The organism is Aquimarina addita, from assembly GCF_039539305.1.
Lineage (GTDB): Bacteria > Bacteroidota > Bacteroidia > Flavobacteriales > Flavobacteriaceae > Aquimarina > Aquimarina addita.
Genome location: NZ_BAABCW010000018.1, coordinates 41853 through 59447, shown reverse-complemented (window position 1 = coordinate 59447; position 17595 = coordinate 41853). Strand labels below are relative to the sequence as shown.

Here is a 17595-nt window from a genome sequence, read left to right as displayed (position 1 = left end):
ATAGTTAGGACTTGATACTATTTTTATGTTTAGTTGTTTTAGTATTTTGTATTCATTACTCTACAAGTAAAGATTCTAACTACTCTTTTCTATGTGCTAAGACTACAGGTGGCTGACCATTAAAAGGATTCTGTATTCTGCCGATCGTTTTAGATCCCATGGCTACCGCCCGGATGACACTTCGATCTCCATAGCGATCCCTTATCAGATCTAATGCTTTATAAAGATTCAATTGTTTTTCGGTATCATCAAAAAGATTAATCTGATAATTACCGCTAACCAAATGGCTAAATCTAATTCCTATTAACCGCACTAATAGTCTTTTTTGATGTAGTTGCTCGAAGAGTTCTAAAATCTTAGGAATTAATATGTGATCAGCACTGGTATATGGGATTTTAAGTTGTTTAGAGTAGGTGTTAAAATCGGAGTATTTGATCTTTACAGTAATGCAGGCAGAGAGCTTATTTCCTCTGCGTAACTGATAAGACAGGTTTTCTGTCATTGCGATGAGAATGTGTCTCAACTTATGTACATCTATAGTATCTCGGTCAAATGTTCGTTCAGTAGATATCGATTTACGCTCAGAGAATGCAATAACCGGGGTGTTGTCAATACCATTAGCACGTTTCCAAATGGTAACCCCATTAACACCTAATACACTTTTCATTGCATCTACAGGCATTTCCTGAACAGTTTTTATATATCGTACTCCTAATCCTCTAAGTGTTTGATACGTTTTAAGCCCCACCATCGGAATTTTTTTTACAGATAAGGGAGCTAGAAAAGGTATCTCCTGACCGGAGTCTATTTTTAATTGATTGTTGGGTTTTGCTTCACTAGTAGCAACTTTAGACACAATTTTATTTTGAGCAAACCCCAGAGATATAGGTAATCCAGTTTCTGCTATAATTTGTTGTCTCAGTTCTGAAGCATAGGTATAGGCTCCAAAGAACTTATCCATTCCAGAGAGATCAGCATAAAATTCATCAATGCTTGCTTTTTCGAATACAGGTACTTTTTCTTTGATAATGTCTGTAACGACATCAGAATATTTGCTATAAGTTCCTGCATTACCTTTAATGACAGTAGCTTCTGGACATAATTCCTTAGCTATTTTCATAGACATACCAGAATGTACTCCAAAAGTTCTGGTCTCATAGCTACAAGCAGCGACTACACCACGGTCACTAATGCCGCCTACTAATAGTGGTTTGTTTTGTAATGAACTATTGATCAGGCGTTCTACAGATACATAAAAGGTATCCAGATCAAGATGTAATATGGTTCTCAATATATTATATTTTGGAATTATTCCAAATTTATGGAATTATTCCATATAATCATGATTTGAGATTTAAATTTTATTAACAATAGAAATAATAAAAAAGAGATCAACTCATTGCGATTATGAGAATCAGTTCTTTTGATTTCTACATAATTCAGTAGCTATAAATAAAAAAAAGACCATCTTTTCAGACAGTCTTTTAAAAAATTTTATTTTGGGGCGACAAAATAAAATTTAAGATCTATTCATTTTCTGAGTAACTTGCAAGCTGTTCCATTGCTATCTCTGTTAATTCTTTAGCTCTGTTTACATAAAAGCTTTTTGTATCTTCTAAGGTTTCATTTTTTAAATCAGATTCACTTCTCGAATATTCTTCTTGAGATTCAAACATTGTTTCTTCATTAAATGCAATACCTAATTCTTGTAATGCATTTTCTAATTTAGATAATGCTTGTTCTGCTTTTGTCTTTATTGCTGTTTGTTCTATTAATTCTGCAGCTCGCATTGCTTCAAACTCAGCTTTAGCTACTTCTTGTTCAGCTATTTGTTGTTTTAATTTTTCTTGCTCAATTTCTAATTGACGTCTTTGCTCTTCTAATTCTAATTGTTTTCTGGATACTTCTTCTGTAGCTGCTAAAACGATATCTTCATCTACACTATCCATATCTTCATTAGATGCTAAATCTTCATTATTTGCTCGACAATCTGATAATTGCTCTAGTATTTTAGGTCCTAATTCTCTTGCTTGTTTAGCATAATATCTACTACGTTCATACGTATCTTCTCCTAGAGAACTTTCCATATTTGATTTAGCTTCATATGCCATCTCGTTAGCTTCCGGACAACCACATTTGTCGGATAACATTTCTACTTTATCAAATGCCTCAAATGCTTTATCAGCATATTCCTGAGTATGAAATACATTGTTAGCTTCATGCGCTTTCTTAGAATGAGCATATGCATAACTCGCTGCCGTTAAGGCATCTTCATAGACATCTTGTGCTTGTATTTGTGAGATAAAAAGAGATACTAATAAAACTGATGTTAAGCTTTTCATTTTGTTTGGGGCTTTTTGTGAATGGAACAAATATACAGTACTTTGTTTGTTAAATCCAAGTAAAAATGTATTTAATCGATGAAATGCGCACTTTATCTCAATTTTTATGGCTAACCCATAGATAAAGTGATCTATATCCTACTGTTTATAAATCAATTTTTTTAGTATTAAGCTGACTAAACTATATATGAAAACATTTTTTTACCTTATTTTAATCAACAATTTAACATTTCTGTAAAGTCGTAAGTAAGTTAATTATGTATCTTACGTCTATATATTTTATGAAAAAACTCATTGTATCTTCGATTAATCATAACCTTACGAATGCTGTTGCATTATTGAACGAAATAGACTCAGAAACGTATTGTGATACCTCAATAGGGCCTTATTACTCCAGTATTGGTTCACACATACGACATACATTAGATTTTTTTGATTGTATTATTACTGGTTTGGATACTAATAATATTGATCTGACTGCTCGTAAAAGAGATGAGGTTTTATCAACTAATAAGGAAGCTGCAAAAGATCATATATACACTATACAGAAAACTTTACTCTCTTATATAGATGTCAATACAGAATATTTAATTCATGTAACAGATGATATGGGACAAGGTAAAGTGAAAGTAAATTATACGCTAGAGAGTATATTGACTCATGCTAATAGTCATGCAGTACATCACTATGCAACTATAGGCTACATATTAGATCAATTAGGAGTTGAATTAAAAATTCCTGGTTTTGGTTATAATCCTACTACGCCTATTAATAAAAGAGAGGGAATATGACATGGGCTGTTGTTATAGTATAAACCCTAACAGTAACTATATATAAATAGATGTTTCTCTTATACTCCACATTTTTGTCTTTTATCTGAAGGTTCTGTGCAAGGTCTGATTAGTAATAAAAAAAATAGGCGCTATAAACTGTCAGTCAGTTTATAGCGCCTATTTTTCTTTTTCTTGTTGGTTTCTATAATGTAGATGTGATATTAGAACAATTGGTTAATTGTTTTAATATTTTAGGACCTAATTGTCTTGCTTGTTTTGCATAATACCTACTACGCTCATAAGTATCTTGTTCTAAAGAGTTTTCCATATTGGTTTTAGCTTCATATGCTGTCTCATTAGCTTCATCGCAACCACACTTATTGGATAGCATTTCTACTTTATCAAATGCTTCCATAGCTCTATCTGCATATTCCTGAGTATGAAATACATTGTTAGATTCATGTGCTTTTTTAGAATGAGCATACGCATAACTTGCTGCATTTAGAGCATCATCATATACATCTTGTGCATTAGCTTGTGAAATAAAAAGGGAAATTACTAGAATTGATGTTAATCTTTTCATTTTGTGGGGGGGTTAGAATGATATAGATATACAATACTCTCGATTGTTATTTATAAAAAGTATGTAACTATATGATTAGGTTTTATAAGTTATTTACTACAAAGTAACGTATATAAACACTTTCTATTGTACATTTTTTAGGGAAAAAATCTTATTTTTTTAATTTTTTAATGTAAGTATTTGATAATCTTGTTTTTATGTGGTTGGTTATATTGTGAATTAATTAAAATTAGATTACTGATATGAGATTGTTGTATTTTACACACTATTATATATGCAGATATCGATATTGATAATCTTGTTTTATACTATTAAAAACGAACTTGTATTAGTGGTTTTTTGAAAAATTATAGAATTCTAATTGTAGCTGTAATATGGCAGTTAGAATTCAAAATAATAAATGGTATTGTATAAAGGTAAACTATAGTTTAACAATTATTTTTTATCTATAGAAGAAGTATATAAACCAGAAGCTAAATTTATCATCGTAACTTAGTGTATGGTATGGGGTAAATCAAATTTTAAAATAAGAAAGAATTGTTACTTGTTAAATAAATTCTATAAATGAATAAGCTTACTTTTTGTTTTATTTTATTAGTGTTTCTTAGTATGGTTGATCCTTATGCTCAGGATACTGATAAGCTTTGTTCTTCTTGGCGTGTTGAGATGGATAAAGTTACTGATCTTGACGCAGGAGTAAAATATTGCCAAGAAAAGTTGATTGAGGTTTCTCCTGTATGTCGTACCTATGTTTATCTGGAGATTGCAGGGTTGTTTTTTCGTAAGTTAGAATTGAATAACGCACTAGCTTATTATGATAAGGCTATTAATAATGCGAAAAATCTTGGGGCGGATGAAGCTTTGTCTTATGCATATTGTAGTAAAATAACATTATTAATCAGGAAAGAGCAGCATGAAGAAATTTATTCATTATTAAAAAAATCTAGAGAATTAATACTTCCTTTCCCAAAGAGTAAGAGTTGGATTAAATATTATGAACAAAACGCTTATATATCATATGAAACAGCCGATTATTATACTGCGATTGACTATATGGATTCTACTATTATTGCAGCAAAAAGAAGTAATTATAAAACATTAATTCACGAGACATATGAGCATTTAGGCTATTGTTATCTTAAAATTGGAGATTATGAAAAATCAGCAGAAAATTTTTTTAAATCTCTAGAATTGAAAGAACAGTATGGATACCTAAAAGATATTGGAGGTACGTACAGAAATTTAGGAGGGGTGTATCTTGAATGGAAACATTTTGATAAAGCAAAATTTTTTTTGGAAAAGTCAATTGCAGTTACTAAAAGCCAAAACCATCAATTAAGTTTAATGTTTAATTATCATAAGCTCGCCCAATGTTATGCTGCTCTGGGTTTAAATGATAAAGCAGAAAAGACAATTGATTCTTCCACTGTTTTAGCAAATAAAGCTGAAGATGGAACCTATTTAATACTTAATTTTAGAGAAAAAGGATTATTGTATTTAAATAATTACAAGAATTATCAAAAGGCAGAAAAATATTTAAATAAAGCTTATGAATATGCAAAATTATCAAGAGATAATAAATATATTTTTCACAGCATAAAAGATTTAATCGAATTGTATTTTATCAAAGAAGATTACCTCAAAATCGATGAGTATATTAAAAAATTAGGTTTAATAGAGAAAAATATAAATACATTAAAATCAAAAATTTATTTACTTAAAACACAAGCAAGATACTATGAGAAAATTAATGAACCAAAAAAAGCACTTCAGAAAATAAAAAAATACCATACCTTACAAGATTCTATAATGAATAAAGAGGTTTTTGAAAAAGTTGCCTTATTAGAAAAAAAATATGATACTAAGAAGAAAGAATTAGAGATATCAAATCTCAATAAAGAAAAACAAAAACAAATACAGATTCTAGAAAAAGCACAAGCCAGACAGAATTTATATTTATTAGCTTCAGGCGTTCTTCTTTGTTTATTATTTATAGGTATCTGGGCGTTTCGTAAGTTACGTAAACAACAAAGAGAACTATCAGCAACGAATCAGGTAAAAAATCGATTGTTTTCTATTATAGCTCATGATTTACGAGGTATGCTTGTACCGTTTCAACGATCAGGTAAGATTTTGAAATATCATATAACAAATGGAAATCATAAGAAGACTATAGAACTTTCTGGTGAATTAGAAAAAAATTCAGAAAGGCTTTCTAATACATTAGATAATTTATTGAACTGGTCATTAGAACAAATGAATGGATATAAAGTACATCCTGAGCAAATTTTTGTAGGTGAACAGTTAAAAGAAATTATATCTGATTATCAAGAGCAAGCCTCCTTTAAAAAAACTATTATGGAAATTAACTATGAGGAAGAGGTTTCTATTTGTTTTGATAAAGGTGCTTTTCATGTGATTTTTAGAAATCTAATCAGTAATGCATTAAAATATACACAAGAAGGTACTATATGTATCGAATTTAGAAATGAAAATAATGTTTTAATTTGTACTATTGTTGATACAGGATTAGGTATGACTGAAGATCAATTACAACACCTTTTTACATTAGAAGAGAAAAAAAATACTATTGGAACTCAAGGAGAAAAAGGCACTGGGCTTGGTCTTAATCTGGTTTACAGGTTTATAAAAATGCATAATGGGTCGATACAGGTATCATCAGAAAAAAGAATTGGCACGCGTTTTGTCTTATCAATTCCCATATTAAGATTATTGCATAAAGAAAAAGGTACGAGTACTACATCTTTGTCAGCTTAAAACACACAGATCATGAATATATATATTGTAGAAGATGATATCTTTCATCTGGAAGATATTAAAATTACGTTGGATGAACTGGGATATGAATGTATTGGTAATTCTGATAATCCTTTTGAAGCTCAGGAACAAATTGGAATGTTAAGACCAGATGCCGTCATTTTGGATATTCATCTTAATGGAAAAGAAGACGGAATTGCCTTGGGTAAAAGAATTAAAGAATTATATGATATTCCTATTTTTTTTACAACCTCTCATAAAGATAAAGATATCATGAAAAAAGCGGCAGCGATTGATCCTGTTGCTTATTTAACAAAACCGGTTAATAAAGATGATATACAAGCAGCATTGATTCTTGCTAATAAAAAAAGTCTTGTACAAGATGATGAAAATATATCGAATACTGTTTTTGTAAAAAGCGGAAATAAATTAGTGAAAGTAAATATTAATGACATCCTTTTTGCTCATACAGATTCTAAAAATTATTGTTCTTTGGTGATATCAGGTGATAAAAAACTATCAGTGCGTTACTCTATTTTAAAACTGAGTAAACAATTAGAAAGTACTTTTTTTGTGCAAACTCATCGATCTTATATTATCAATTGGCAAAAAATTGATTCTTTTCATGAATATGATCAAACGATACAAATTGAGGGTCATCATATTCCTGTAGGACGTACCTTTAAAAATGATATTTATAAACGATTGCGAGTGATTTAGAAAGTACTATTTAATCAAGTTAATAATTTTAATATATTTTATAAATAATAGTAAGTTGAAAAGGGGAACCAAAGAGTTTTTGTTTATTAAACTTAGATAAGAAGACTATAAATTACATTGTAAAATTTCAAAATAAATTTGGTGAAATCTAAATAAGTTATGAAAATCAAGAAATCAGCCTATCAAGAAAACCCTTCATTATTGTTTCAAAACCCTGAAATAGAATCTGCTTTTAAGGAAATAGCAGTGTACAAAGAATATCCAAAAAACTATCTATTGTGTAAAACCGGAGTGGTTTGCAATCATTTTTATATTATCATTTCAGGAATGACACGTATGTTTTATTATAAAGAAGGTAAAGATATAACGGTTCACTTTTGTATAGAACAAGAAACTGCTTCTGTTTTTGAAAGTTTAGTGAAGAGAGAGAAAAGTAAATTTAATATTGAAACACTAGAACCAGTTAAAGCATATGAGGTATCATTTAAGGACTTTGAAGATTTAGTTAGTAAAAACTGTAAATTCGAACGTTTTGGGAGGCTGTTTGTGCAACAACTTCATATTAATTTAATTGAACGAATTAATGATTTACATTTTCATAATGCTACAGAACGTTATGAAAGTTTATTTGATAAAAAACCTGAATTATTTCAGAGAGCTTCCTTAGGGCAACTTGCATCTTATTTAAATATCACTCCAGAAACTTTAAGCAGAATAAGAGGTAAGTAACTACTTTAATCTATTCTATTCCAGAATGATTATTAGGTTGTTTTCATTTCTTGATATTTATCAAGGATGTTCTATTTACTTCTATTTATTTTTGACCTGTTACTATAGGTTTCAGCTGCTATGATTTTTAAAATATTTTATCATATAGTGGTGTAATTTAAAAAAATAAGTAGATGCACATTGTTAAGAATCATAGAAATCAATCAAAGGATGTAACTATTGAATTAGATCGTTTAGACTATAATATAATAAGAGGGGCTAATGGTGTCTCTGAGATATTGCGAGAAGTAATTAGAAGCACATCAGATTTAATTACCTTAAATATCCATATCAATATTAATGAATCTCAGGTTGATTTAGGCAAAAAGATAAATCCATTATATAAAGGACCTGTACATTTTTCTGTATTAGGTAAAAATAAAGTCGATGAAAAAAAAGAATATGAAAAAGATTCTAATATTATTTTTATAAAAAGTGGAAATAAATTAATGAAAGTAAATATTAATGATATCCTTTTTGCTCACACAGATTCTAAAAATTATTGCTCATTGGTGATATCAGGTGATAAAAAACTGTCAGTACGCTACTCTATTTTAAAACTAAGCCAACAATTAAAAAGTTCTCTTTTTGTACAGACTCACCGATCTTACATTATCAATTGGCAAAAAATTGATTCTTTCCATGAATATGATCAAACGATACAAATTGAGGGTCACCATATTCCAGTAGGGCGTACCTTTAAAAATGATATTTACACACGTTTGCGAGTGATTTAAAACTGTATTGTCTATTTTAAAAAATCACATATTTCTACACCGTCCAAAGATATAAAATTATTAGTCCTGTTTTTATTGATTTGTAACGACCTGTAGATTCCTGATCTATCTTTTTTGTCCTTACAAGAATGTTGTTTATCTACATAATTACTACATACCTCCACAGATAATAAATAAGAGATATATTATTACCGATGTTTGTTAAAAGTAAACAAACCATTTTAAAACTTAAAAAATGAACATGAAAAACAATTTATTTAAAAATTTGGGAAAAGTAGCAATCGTATTATCTGTTTTTTTTATAATATCCTGTGGTAGTGATGATGATGGAGATGATGTAACTGCAGATGTATTCGTAACATTACCTACAGAAACTGTAAGTACGTATACAGGATCACTGGGTTATACCCCAGCTGATGGAATGGGAGTTGTAGGAGTAACAGATGGAACAGCTACTATTACACAATCAGGAAGTAGTTATACAATTAGCTTTAGCGATGGAGTACCTTCTATAACCGGACTTAGATTTTTAGGCAGTGATGGAGCATATGCTTCTGTTTCTTCGGATGGATCTTCTTTAGGAATTTCGTTAGATGATGGTGAATTAGCCATTGGAGCAACTATAGATGGTAATACCTGGGCTTTTTCTGGAGATAGATAACATACATATTATATTCAGTTTAGATGAATGAAGCTAGGGGGGTATGACTTAGCTTTTTTGATAAATCGAGAGTTGAGAAATCATTCTCGATTTATTTTTTTAGTGCAGATTCAAATTCAAGGATTAATTCATTGATTTCATATTCATTATATTTTCTTGAAAAATGTACAGGTATTGCTTCTTTTACTTCAGTTTCTTGCATTATTTTTCCTGACATATCAGCATAGCTGTGAAAATTAATTTCGGCTTGTTGCCTGTCTTCATTTTTGTAGAAACATTCAATAAATACCTTTCTACACATAAAGAAATGAGATCTGATTTTATCGTGATTTTGCTTACAAGCTAGATGATCCATAATGATTCCTATAGTATCTCCTTTTTTGAGATGAAGTAAATGAAAAAGTTCTTTAGCTTTTACTTTTTTATCTTCAACAGTAATTATTTGATCATCCATTTGATTTTTAAAAGCATTTTTCAGTTCTTTTACCCAGGTACCACCTTTAAAATCACTTTCCTTTAAATCAATTTTCACAAGATCATTTTCTTTAAATTTATAGGCTATTGAAGGAGTTTTATGATCAAGAATAGTATAATTTACAGTAAAGTGTTTTTCTTTAAAAATAATAGAATCCTTTATAGTACGAATCTCTTTTAATTCCCATACAGGAGGTTCAAGTTCATAAATTTTAATCTCTTGATTGGATAGTACTTCTCTAATTTCATAAATAATTGCTCCTTTTTTTATAAGATTCCATGTATAACTTTTTATTCTTGCCTGTACTTGTTTGGCTATGTTTTTAGGTCCACAAATGGTTACTCTTCTTTGTATTCCTATTTGATGCCTTATTATGGTGTCAAAATTTATAAAATGATCTATATGGGTGTGACTAATGAAGATTGCATTTGTATTTTGAACCTCTCTTACTGTCAGATTACTAGCGTCTCCGCATTCACAAATATAGTTCCATGGGTGGTTGTCTAATTTTAGAAGGATAGAAATATCTTCTCTTATAGTACTTTTTACTTCTGGATAAAACATAATTGAGATCTTATGATCTTAAAATTAGTTGATAATATTGATGATCTGACCTTTGTTTTTTGACAATTTATTTTTTTCCAAAGAAAGCATCCATCATAGTTTTTAAACCTCTAAAAGCCATGAAAATAGCAAAACCACCTATAACCAAACCTACAATTAATACAGGGATGTAGTAAGGATGGTCTTGATTTTTAAAAGAAGAATGTAATACTACCGGACTTATAAACATACATATTAGAGCAATAGCCATATATTGTACACCTTTGCCTAATAATTTTTTATCTGTTCTGTTAGGTTCCATAGTGTTGTATTGCATTACGAACACTACCATATTTTTTTAATAATTGAGCAGCAGTTTCTCTTTCTATTTGTAATTCTTCCATAATCATGCGGGTACCACGATCTACTAGCTTATGATTACTCAGTTGCATGTCTACCATCTTATTGCCTTTTACTTTCCCTAGTTGAATCATTGTGGCAGTAGAAATCATATTAAGCACTAATTTTTGAGCTGTTCCGGCTTTCATCCGTGAGCTTCCTGTAATAAATTCCGGACCCACCGTTATTACAATTGGATATTGAGCAGTATCAGCTAATGGACTCCCTGCATTACAGGTAATGCAACCTGTAATGATATGATGTTCATTACATTTTTGTAAAGCTCCTATAACATAGGGAGTGGTTCCGGATGCAGCTATACCAATAACTACGTCTTTCTGTGAAATTTTATACGCAGTAAGATCTTTCCATCCTTGATCAATATTGTCTTCTGCAAATTCTACCGCTTTTCTAATCGCGTCATCTCCACCGGCAATCAATCCAATAACTACGTCATGAGAAACTCCAAAAGTAGGAGGACATTCGCTGGCATCCACAACACCAAGCCGACCGCTGGTGCCTGCTCCCATATAAAAAAGTCTGCCACCTTCTTTTAGTTTTTTTACTATTTGAGTGATTAATAGTTCAATTTCCGGAATAGATTTTTCTACAGCCAAAGGAACTGTTTTGTCTTCTTTGTTAATATTCATTAACAGCTCAGAAATATTCATCTTTTCCAGATGATTATAATTTGATGCTTGTTCAGTAGTCTTAGTAAAAGTCATACTTCAAAAATACTGAATTTTGTTTTTAGACAGTTATTTCATCATAGTTTTATATCCTTTCGCTCTTCTTTAGATAAGATTAAGATTTTAATTTTATTAAGTCATAGTTGATTTACTACTTATTCTTTTTCTACAATAGTAAGACTAAATCGATCTGCTTCAGAAAGGTTAAAATAACCAAAAGCAAAATTATCAGAGTTTGTGGTATTGATTATATTACCTCTGGCTATGGTAGGAGGGACTTCAAAAGGACCACCTCCGTCCTGACCACTTTGTTCAATAATTTGACTTGAATATTCAAAATATTGCTTGTCGATTCCTAATACCTTAATAGTGATCTCCTGACCAGCAACCATATCGTCATAAAAATAGGAGAAATTACCGTCTCCAGAAATAAAACGATCTTCTGCCGCTGAGTACAAATTAAAATCAAAATCAAATAGGTAAAAGTTATCGACTAAAGGATCATCCGTAAAGGAAATGATAATTTCGGTTTCATCCCCATCAAAAAGAGTACGATCCCCTTGTACTATATTATCTATGGGTACAGTAGGAAAAAGCTGAGTAGTTGCTTTATAGGTTTCATTATCATAAATAACGGTAAGCTCATAATCTATATTGAGTTCTGGCTGCTCAAAAAACGGAGTATCCGGAACATAAAATCCTGGTTCTGAGGATTCCTCAAAATTGATTACAGTATTATCCTGCAGATTGGTAATAAAAACGGTTGCAGTACTCACAGGTGGTATGTCTTCATCATAGAAAGGAGTTGATAGTGAAAGTTTAACTCCTCCCTCTGTGGTTATAGGATCTTCATCAAAATATTTTTGAAAAGAAGCATCAATAACAAGCCTGGGGTCTCCTTCTGGAACATCAATTTCCACAACATCTTCACAGTTAATAAACAGCAGTGTGATAGTCAGTATATATAGTAGCTTTTTCATGTTGTTAAAATTTAAAATTATAAGTTACCGCAGGAACGATCCCGAAGATAGAGGTTCTTACAGCTTCATTTTTAAAGCTGTCATCGTTTTGTCTGAAAGCTATGGATGCTGCATTTCTACGATTATAAAGATTATAAATACTAAAAACCCATTCTCCCTGCCATTTTCTGTTTTTGTTTTTTCTGGGAGTAAGTGTTGCGGACAAATCCATACGATGATATGTGGGTAAGCGCTGCTCATTTCTTAAGCCATCGTACACAGGGATTACTAATCCTTGATACTCATATTGTCCAGATGGATAGTTAGTAGGTTGTCCTGTCTGGAATATAAAATTAGTATTGAATTTCCATTTATCATTTAGTTCATAACTACCGTTAAAGGAAATATCATGAGTTTTATCAAACGGAGTGTTATACCACTCTCCATTGTTGATACCTGTTTCAACGGCTGTCCGTCCTGGTGTACGTTGTTCTGATCTGGATAATGTATATGCTAACCAACCTTTGAATTTTCCTTCATTTTTTCTAAGCAACACTTCCAGACCATAAGCACGTGCTTCTCCACTTAATATATCCTGTTCAATTGCATCGTTCGCAATTAAATCTGCTCCATTGATATAATCAATTCTATTTTCGATATCCTTATAAAAAACTTCCGTTTCTAAAGAATAAGTTTCTTCTTTAAAATTTTTGAAATATCCTACTGCATATTGATTAAGGAGTTGAGGTTTTATAAATTGCCCACTAGGTGTCCATACATCCAATGGAGTAGGAGAGCTGGTATTAGATAATAGATGTAGATATTGAGCCATACGATTATAACTGGCTTTAAACGAGGTATTGTCATTAAGAGCATAAGCAATGGCAACTCTAGGCTCCAGATTTGTGAAGTTCTTAATTTGATCAGTTCGATCGTATGTTTCTACGCCAATCGGATCTGCCGCTTCATAAATATCAAACTCTTCATTATATAATAAAGGATTATTATTTTCATATATATTTAATTCGTCTTGCCCTAATCGTATAAAATTGCTAAGGCGTAGTCCGTATTGAAGTGTTAGCCCGTCAGTGATTTTATGCTCTGCATCCACATAGATACCTAGTTCATTAGCATATTTATCAATTAATTTCTCTTCGGGTACACTGGAGTCATCGCGATTGGGTTTAATTTCTCCAGGATTAAATTTATAGTAGATATCATTCACACCATAATTGAGTTGAAAATTATCACTGATATAATGTTTGAGATCATATTTTACATTAAAATTTCGAATACCAGAATTCCATTCAAAGCCAACAAAGTCTAATTCTAATCCATAAAAATAATCGGAGTATATTAAGGAAAGATTAGAGAATAGTTTGTCTGAAAATAAATGATTCCATCTTAGATTCAGCACTGTGTTACCATAGGTATTTCTAAAACTTTCACTAATAGAAAAAACATCACGCCCAAAATAGCCAGAAAGATAAATATTGTTATTGTCATTTATCTTATAATTTAACTTGGTATTAAGGTCATAGAAGTAGGCAATGTTATCATTGTCAAAAAGGGGAAGAAATAAATGTGCATAGGATGCGCGACCACCTACCAGAAATGCCCCTTTGTTCTTTACAATGGGACCTTCTGCTAATAATCTACTAGAAACAAGACCAATACCACCATTCATATGATACTCCTTACTATTACCCTCCTTTTGATAGATGTCTAATACTGATGAAACACGTCCTCCGTATCGAGCCGGAATTCCTCCCTTATATAATTTGATGTCTTTTATAGCATCTGGATTAAAAACAGAAAAGAAACCAAAGAGATGTGATGAATTAAAAATAGTGGCTTCGTCTAGCAGAATTAAATTTTGATCTGCTGCGCCTCCACGAACATTAAATCCAGAAGCACCTTCGCCAGCACTTGTTACACCCGGTAATAATAATATAGACTTGATCACATCAGCCTCGCCAAGTACTACCGGAATTTGCTTGATAGTCCCTGCTGTTAATTTATTAAGACTCATTTGTGGATTTCTGATATCCACTTTCTCTACATCTTCTTTAATAACTACTTCCTCCAACATTTCTGAAGCTTCCTTCAACTGAAAATTTAGCCGTATATTTTTAGTGAGATTTATATCCTGAATGATATCCTGAAACCCTAAGTAACTAATCTGTATTTTATAATTACCTTCTGGTAATGTTATAGAATAGAATCCATATTCATTGGTAACAACTCCTTTATTGTTTTCAGGAAATAATACATTAACACCTATGAGTGTTTCGTTACTTGATTCTTCAGAAATAATTCCACTAATAGTGAATTTTTCTTGACTAAAAGAAGAAAAAAATGTCAGCATAGTTAGGATAAGTAATATGCTGTTTGGAGAAAAATTATTTTTCAAAAGTATATGTTTTAGCGATTAGTTTGAGCAAAATGATGATCGTAAAGAAAAAACTATGTGATGACTTCTACAATGTTACAAGAGTTAATTTTGAGTTATATTTTAGATAGTATTTAACTTAAAGCTCTATACTATAGTAGTGTAATTGATTGAAGCATTCATAAAATAATATAATTTTAAGATCTATAAAAAATTATATCAATTTCCATTGAAACGGAACGGGAAACCATTCTTCTTGTTCCTTTGTGTTGTCATAAATTAACTGTATGTTTTTGGTGTTTTTTACGTATACCTGATTGTTATTAGAGAATACATACATCACATTCAGTTTTTGATTTTTTTTTGTTTTGGATAAGTTATTCATTTGGGACGTTTTTTTTATATCGATTTCTTCCAATATTAAACACACCAACTTTTATGCCTAACCCAACAGAAACCCCATTTATTCTTTCTATACCTCCTTCAAAAATATCAAGTCTACTTGAGATTCTATATTTTATACCTGTTTCTAATTGTACATATCTTGAAAGATTGTATAATATACTTATTCCTGGTTCTATTATAGAAAAAGCATCACCATTATCCTCTGAATCATCAAATTCATCATTATCATCATTGAAACTGTCATCTATATAGCCCGCAACTCCAACTCCAAATAGTACAGGAAAAGATAGATTAATTTTTGATTTACTAAATAAAATAGGTTCTAAATGAATACCTGTATAGATACCTACTAGGTCTTCCTGATAAGTAGAGGATCGACCAATAGAATTTTGTTGTGAATAGAATCCGTTTATAGAAACTCCTACTTCAAACTTTTGATTAGCTACATAAGCAGCTTTAAGTCCTATAAAGTGAGTATCTTTATTATCCATTTCCCCATAACTACCATTAAAACCCAAGTAGACACCGTGTACAATGTTTTTTCTATCATTAAATTCTATATAATCAGAATTTTCTAACTCTTGCGCATTGGGTAGTTGCGCAAAAAAAATGATAAAAAGGAATAGTAATTTGTTTATTTGTTTCATGATTGTTGATTTATCTTTTAGTATTGACAGATGAATTTGGAATGGGTTGCTTATAGATTTTATAAATACTAGTAAAGCTCTACCTTTTTAGAAAAAATTGTATTTATTTTTCGGATAAAATGACAACTCCTTTAATCCCATGTATCTGAATTTTTCCTTTTGTGTCATTTCCATAAGACGCTGTAACGTTTCTTAGCTTCTTACTTTTATCGATAATTGTTGTATTAATATTGGTGAAAGATTTTGGTATTCTAAGTAAACCTTGTTCTAGAGATGCGTTAAAATAAAAGTTTAAGTCAGATATATTAAGATGTACTTCTGATGATTTTTGTTTTATATCAATATTAGCATTTGATTTTGTTATTTTATAGGCATTAAAGTCGGCTACATCCATTGTAAGGTCAATATTTTCAGAAACCTCTTCTAGTATCATATTAGAAAACTTAAGTTCTCCTCGTATTTTATCTACCTGTCGGATAGTTACTTTGTCTTTACTAGAGTAGATTTCTAAGTTGGATATATTTTTTAGGGCAATAGTAGATCCACTACTATTCAGGCTTAAATTTTTTGAATTTTCAATATCTAATTCACTGTTTTTTATTTTAATACTACCATATGCGATAGATTTAGCTTTCAGTTTTCCAAATTTCATTTCAATAGAAGCATTTGTTAAGTTATCTTGTATCCAGATATTTCCGTGTCCTATATTTGTGTTTAATTTGCCATTCCAGCCATTGGTAAAAATATCACCAAACTTATTGGTAATTTGTACTTCTGCATTAATTGGCAAATTGATATCGTAATTGATTTGAATATTTCCTTTATCAAAGTCAAAAGGGTTGGCTCTGTTAAGTAATTTTGAAAAGAAACCATTTTCTTTTTCTTCTATATACGAGAATATGCTTATAAATTCTTTAGAGTAAGAGATCGATGGCTTTATTCTATTTAATAAATCTTGAGCGTATTCTTTTTCTTTTTTATTGACTATAACGTTTATTTTGATCTGTATTTTGTTTTGATCCCAGCCGTTTATATTAATATTACCATATTTGTTCTCCAATTGTAATTCTCCTACATTGGTCAAATCATATGATTTTTCAATTATTTTAGATACTTCTTCTTGAGCTTTAAGCGCATAACCAAAACAAAAAATGAGTATCAATACTACTATTTTATTATAATATGTATCCTTCATTATTTTCGGATTTTTTTGAATCATTAATTTGTTTCAATAGATTTTCTATTAATTCTATTCTTTTCTTATAGTTGTTGACAATAGCTTCTAATATATACTCGTTATTCAAGTTTGCTTTCATTTCTTGTCTTAAAAGAAAATATTCTTCATCTAATTCATCCATAAAGGATAAAAATTCTGTTTTATCTTCTGTAGATAGTTTAGTGTTGTTTTTTACTAATTGAATTTGAAAGGCAACCAATCCATTGTAGTAAGTATCAATATCTTTAAGCTCTTGATTTACAATGTTATTATTTTGAGCGTCATCAAGATCAGAAGTGATTAAAAGGCTTATTATAAAAAAAGATCCAATGAGAATTACGATACTAGCAGCTACTTTCAAAAAAGGAGATCTCCAAAATGTAATTGTTTTTTTATTATCATTATCAAGTGCTGATTCAATACCGTTCCATAATTTATCTCGGTCCGCTTTATGAGTGTCAAACCTATGCTTGTTCTTTGTGATATGTTTTTCAAAATTGTCCATTCT

At 30.4% G+C, this 17595-nt stretch carries 18 protein-coding genes; 6 read left to right on the top strand and 12 right to left on the bottom strand.

The window, feature by feature from the left end:
• Positions 1-79: 79 nt before the first annotated feature.
• On the bottom strand, positions 80-1294 hold the full coding sequence (gene dinB / locus ABD816_RS17685) for a DNA polymerase IV (RefSeq protein WP_344929687.1): 1215 nt from the start codon (positions 1292-1294) through the stop codon (positions 80-82).
• Between the two features lie 232 nt (positions 1295-1526).
• Positions 1527-2342 (bottom strand): hypothetical protein, encoded by an 816-nt coding sequence (locus tag ABD816_RS17680; protein ID WP_344929662.1) that lies wholly within the window; start codon positions 2340-2342, stop codon positions 1527-1529.
• A gap of 281 nt (positions 2343-2623) precedes the next feature.
• Here ABD816_RS17680 and ABD816_RS17675 point away from each other — a divergent pair, with 281 nt between their 5' ends.
• Positions 2624-3133 (top strand): DinB family protein, encoded by a 510-nt coding sequence (locus ABD816_RS17675; RefSeq protein WP_344929660.1) that lies wholly within the window; start codon positions 2624-2626, stop codon positions 3131-3133.
• Positions 3134-3317: 184 nt separating this feature from the next.
• Here the strand turns inward: ABD816_RS17675 and ABD816_RS17670 are convergent, their stop codons facing one another.
• Positions 3318-3698, bottom strand: coding sequence for a hypothetical protein (locus ABD816_RS17670; RefSeq protein ID WP_344929659.1), 381 nt, complete (start codon positions 3696-3698; stop codon positions 3318-3320).
• A gap of 564 nt (positions 3699-4262) precedes the next feature.
• Between ABD816_RS17670 and ABD816_RS17665 the strand changes: the two genes are divergently transcribed.
• The 5 genes from ABD816_RS17665 to ABD816_RS17645 all read left to right on the top strand — a co-directional run bounded on the left by ABD816_RS17665 (position 4263) and on the right by ABD816_RS17645 (position 9362).
• Complete coding sequence (locus ABD816_RS17665; RefSeq protein ID WP_344929658.1) at positions 4263-6476, top strand: tetratricopeptide repeat-containing sensor histidine kinase; 2214 nt, start codon at positions 4263-4265, stop codon at positions 6474-6476.
• 12 nt (positions 6477-6488) lie between these two features.
• Positions 6489-7196, top strand: a complete 708-nt coding sequence (locus ABD816_RS17660; protein WP_344929657.1) for a LytR/AlgR family response regulator transcription factor — start codon at positions 6489-6491, stop codon at positions 7194-7196.
• A gap of 159 nt (positions 7197-7355) precedes the next feature.
• The gene (locus tag ABD816_RS17655) at positions 7356-7925 is read left to right on the top strand and encodes a Crp/Fnr family transcriptional regulator (protein WP_344929656.1); all 570 of its coding nucleotides are present in this window, start codon (positions 7356-7358) and stop codon (positions 7923-7925) included.
• 173 nt (positions 7926-8098) lie between these two features.
• Positions 8099-8701, top strand: a complete 603-nt coding sequence (locus ABD816_RS17650; protein WP_344929654.1) for a LytR/AlgR family response regulator transcription factor — start codon at positions 8099-8101, stop codon at positions 8699-8701.
• A gap of 241 nt (positions 8702-8942) precedes the next feature.
• Positions 8943-9362, top strand: a complete 420-nt coding sequence (locus ABD816_RS17645; protein ID WP_344929653.1) for a hypothetical protein — start codon at positions 8943-8945, stop codon at positions 9360-9362.
• A 91-nt stretch (positions 9363-9453) separates the two neighbouring features.
• On the opposite strand, the gene ABD816_RS17640 is transcribed toward ABD816_RS17645, so the two are convergent.
• The 9 genes from ABD816_RS17640 to ABD816_RS17600 form a co-directional block, all read right to left on the bottom strand.
• A complete protein-coding gene (locus ABD816_RS17640; protein ID WP_344929652.1) occupies positions 9454-10401 on the bottom strand; it encodes an MBL fold metallo-hydrolase in 948 nt (315 codons plus the stop codon).
• A 67-nt stretch (positions 10402-10468) separates the two neighbouring features.
• On the bottom strand, positions 10469-10702 hold the full coding sequence (locus ABD816_RS17635) for a DUF6095 family protein (RefSeq protein WP_344929650.1): 234 nt from the start codon (positions 10700-10702) through the stop codon (positions 10469-10471).
• Positions 10692-11504: an N-acetylmuramic acid 6-phosphate etherase gene (gene murQ / locus ABD816_RS17630; protein WP_344929648.1), complete on the bottom strand. Its 813-nt coding sequence runs from the start codon at positions 11502-11504 to the stop codon at positions 10692-10694. Before murQ ends, ABD816_RS17635 begins: the two co-directional genes overlap by 11 nt.
• Before the next feature lie 119 nt (positions 11505-11623).
• Positions 11624-12448 carry a DUF4249 family protein gene (locus ABD816_RS17625; protein ID WP_344929647.1) on the bottom strand — a complete coding sequence of 275 codons (825 nt, stop codon included), beginning with the start codon at positions 12446-12448 and terminating at the stop codon, positions 11624-11626.
• Positions 12449-12452: 4 nt separating this feature from the next.
• Positions 12453-14795: a TonB-dependent receptor gene (locus ABD816_RS17620; RefSeq protein WP_344929685.1), complete on the bottom strand. Its 2343-nt coding sequence runs from the start codon at positions 14793-14795 to the stop codon at positions 12453-12455.
• Positions 14796-15033: 238 nt separating this feature from the next.
• Positions 15034-15204, bottom strand: coding sequence for a hypothetical protein (locus ABD816_RS17615; protein WP_344929646.1), 171 nt, complete (start codon positions 15202-15204; stop codon positions 15034-15036).
• The gene (locus ABD816_RS17610; protein WP_344929644.1) at positions 15197-15871 is read right to left on the bottom strand and encodes a hypothetical protein; all 675 of its coding nucleotides are present in this window, start codon (positions 15869-15871) and stop codon (positions 15197-15199) included. The genes ABD816_RS17615 and ABD816_RS17610 overlap by 8 nt, the downstream gene beginning before the upstream one ends.
• Before the next feature lie 103 nt (positions 15872-15974).
• Positions 15975-17066, bottom strand: a complete 1092-nt coding sequence (locus ABD816_RS17605; protein ID WP_344929643.1) for a hypothetical protein — start codon at positions 17064-17066, stop codon at positions 15975-15977.
• Positions 17047-17592: a hypothetical protein gene (locus tag ABD816_RS17600; RefSeq protein WP_344929641.1), complete on the bottom strand. Its 546-nt coding sequence runs from the start codon at positions 17590-17592 to the stop codon at positions 17047-17049. Before ABD816_RS17600 ends, ABD816_RS17605 begins: the two co-directional genes overlap by 20 nt.
• Positions 17593-17595: the final 3 nt, after the last annotated feature.

What these genes read in the sequence shown, in the direction of transcription:
- murQ (WP_344929648.1), bottom strand. Translation starts at nt 11,504, where the DNA reads ATGACTTTTACTAAGACTACTGAACAAGCATCAAATTATAATCATCTG.
- ABD816_RS17680 (WP_344929662.1), bottom strand. Translation starts at nt 2,342, where the DNA reads ATGAAAAGCTTAACATCAGTTTTATTAGTATCTCTTTTTATCTCACAA.
- ABD816_RS17620 (WP_344929685.1), bottom strand. Translation starts at nt 14,795, where the DNA reads ATGCTGACATTTTTTTCTTCTTTTAGTCAAGAAAAATTCACTATTAGT.
- ABD816_RS17640 (WP_344929652.1), bottom strand. Translation starts at nt 10,401, where the DNA reads ATGTTTTATCCAGAAGTAAAAAGTACTATAAGAGAAGATATTTCTATC.
- ABD816_RS17645 (WP_344929653.1), top strand. Translation starts at nt 8,943, where the DNA reads ATGAAAAACAATTTATTTAAAAATTTGGGAAAAGTAGCAATCGTATTA.
- ABD816_RS17610 (WP_344929644.1), bottom strand. Translation starts at nt 15,871, where the DNA reads ATGAAACAAATAAACAAATTACTATTCCTTTTTATCATTTTTTTTGCG.
- ABD816_RS17605 (WP_344929643.1), bottom strand. Translation starts at nt 17,066, where the DNA reads ATGAAGGATACATATTATAATAAAATAGTAGTATTGATACTCATTTTT.
- ABD816_RS17675 (WP_344929660.1), top strand. Translation starts at nt 2,624, where the DNA reads ATGAAAAAACTCATTGTATCTTCGATTAATCATAACCTTACGAATGCT.
- ABD816_RS17650 (WP_344929654.1), top strand. Translation starts at nt 8,099, where the DNA reads ATGCACATTGTTAAGAATCATAGAAATCAATCAAAGGATGTAACTATT.
- ABD816_RS17615 (WP_344929646.1), bottom strand. Translation starts at nt 15,204, where the DNA reads ATGAATAACTTATCCAAAACAAAAAAAAATCAAAAACTGAATGTGATG.
- ABD816_RS17625 (WP_344929647.1), bottom strand. Translation starts at nt 12,448, where the DNA reads ATGAAAAAGCTACTATATATACTGACTATCACACTGCTGTTTATTAAC.
- ABD816_RS17635 (WP_344929650.1), bottom strand. Translation starts at nt 10,702, where the DNA reads ATGGAACCTAACAGAACAGATAAAAAATTATTAGGCAAAGGTGTACAA.
- ABD816_RS17660 (WP_344929657.1), top strand. Translation starts at nt 6,489, where the DNA reads ATGAATATATATATTGTAGAAGATGATATCTTTCATCTGGAAGATATT.
- ABD816_RS17670 (WP_344929659.1), bottom strand. Translation starts at nt 3,698, where the DNA reads ATGAAAAGATTAACATCAATTCTAGTAATTTCCCTTTTTATTTCACAA.
- ABD816_RS17665 (WP_344929658.1), top strand. Translation starts at nt 4,263, where the DNA reads ATGAATAAGCTTACTTTTTGTTTTATTTTATTAGTGTTTCTTAGTATG.
- ABD816_RS17600 (WP_344929641.1), bottom strand. Translation starts at nt 17,592, where the DNA reads ATGGACAATTTTGAAAAACATATCACAAAGAACAAGCATAGGTTTGAC.
- ABD816_RS17655 (WP_344929656.1), top strand. Translation starts at nt 7,356, where the DNA reads ATGAAAATCAAGAAATCAGCCTATCAAGAAAACCCTTCATTATTGTTT.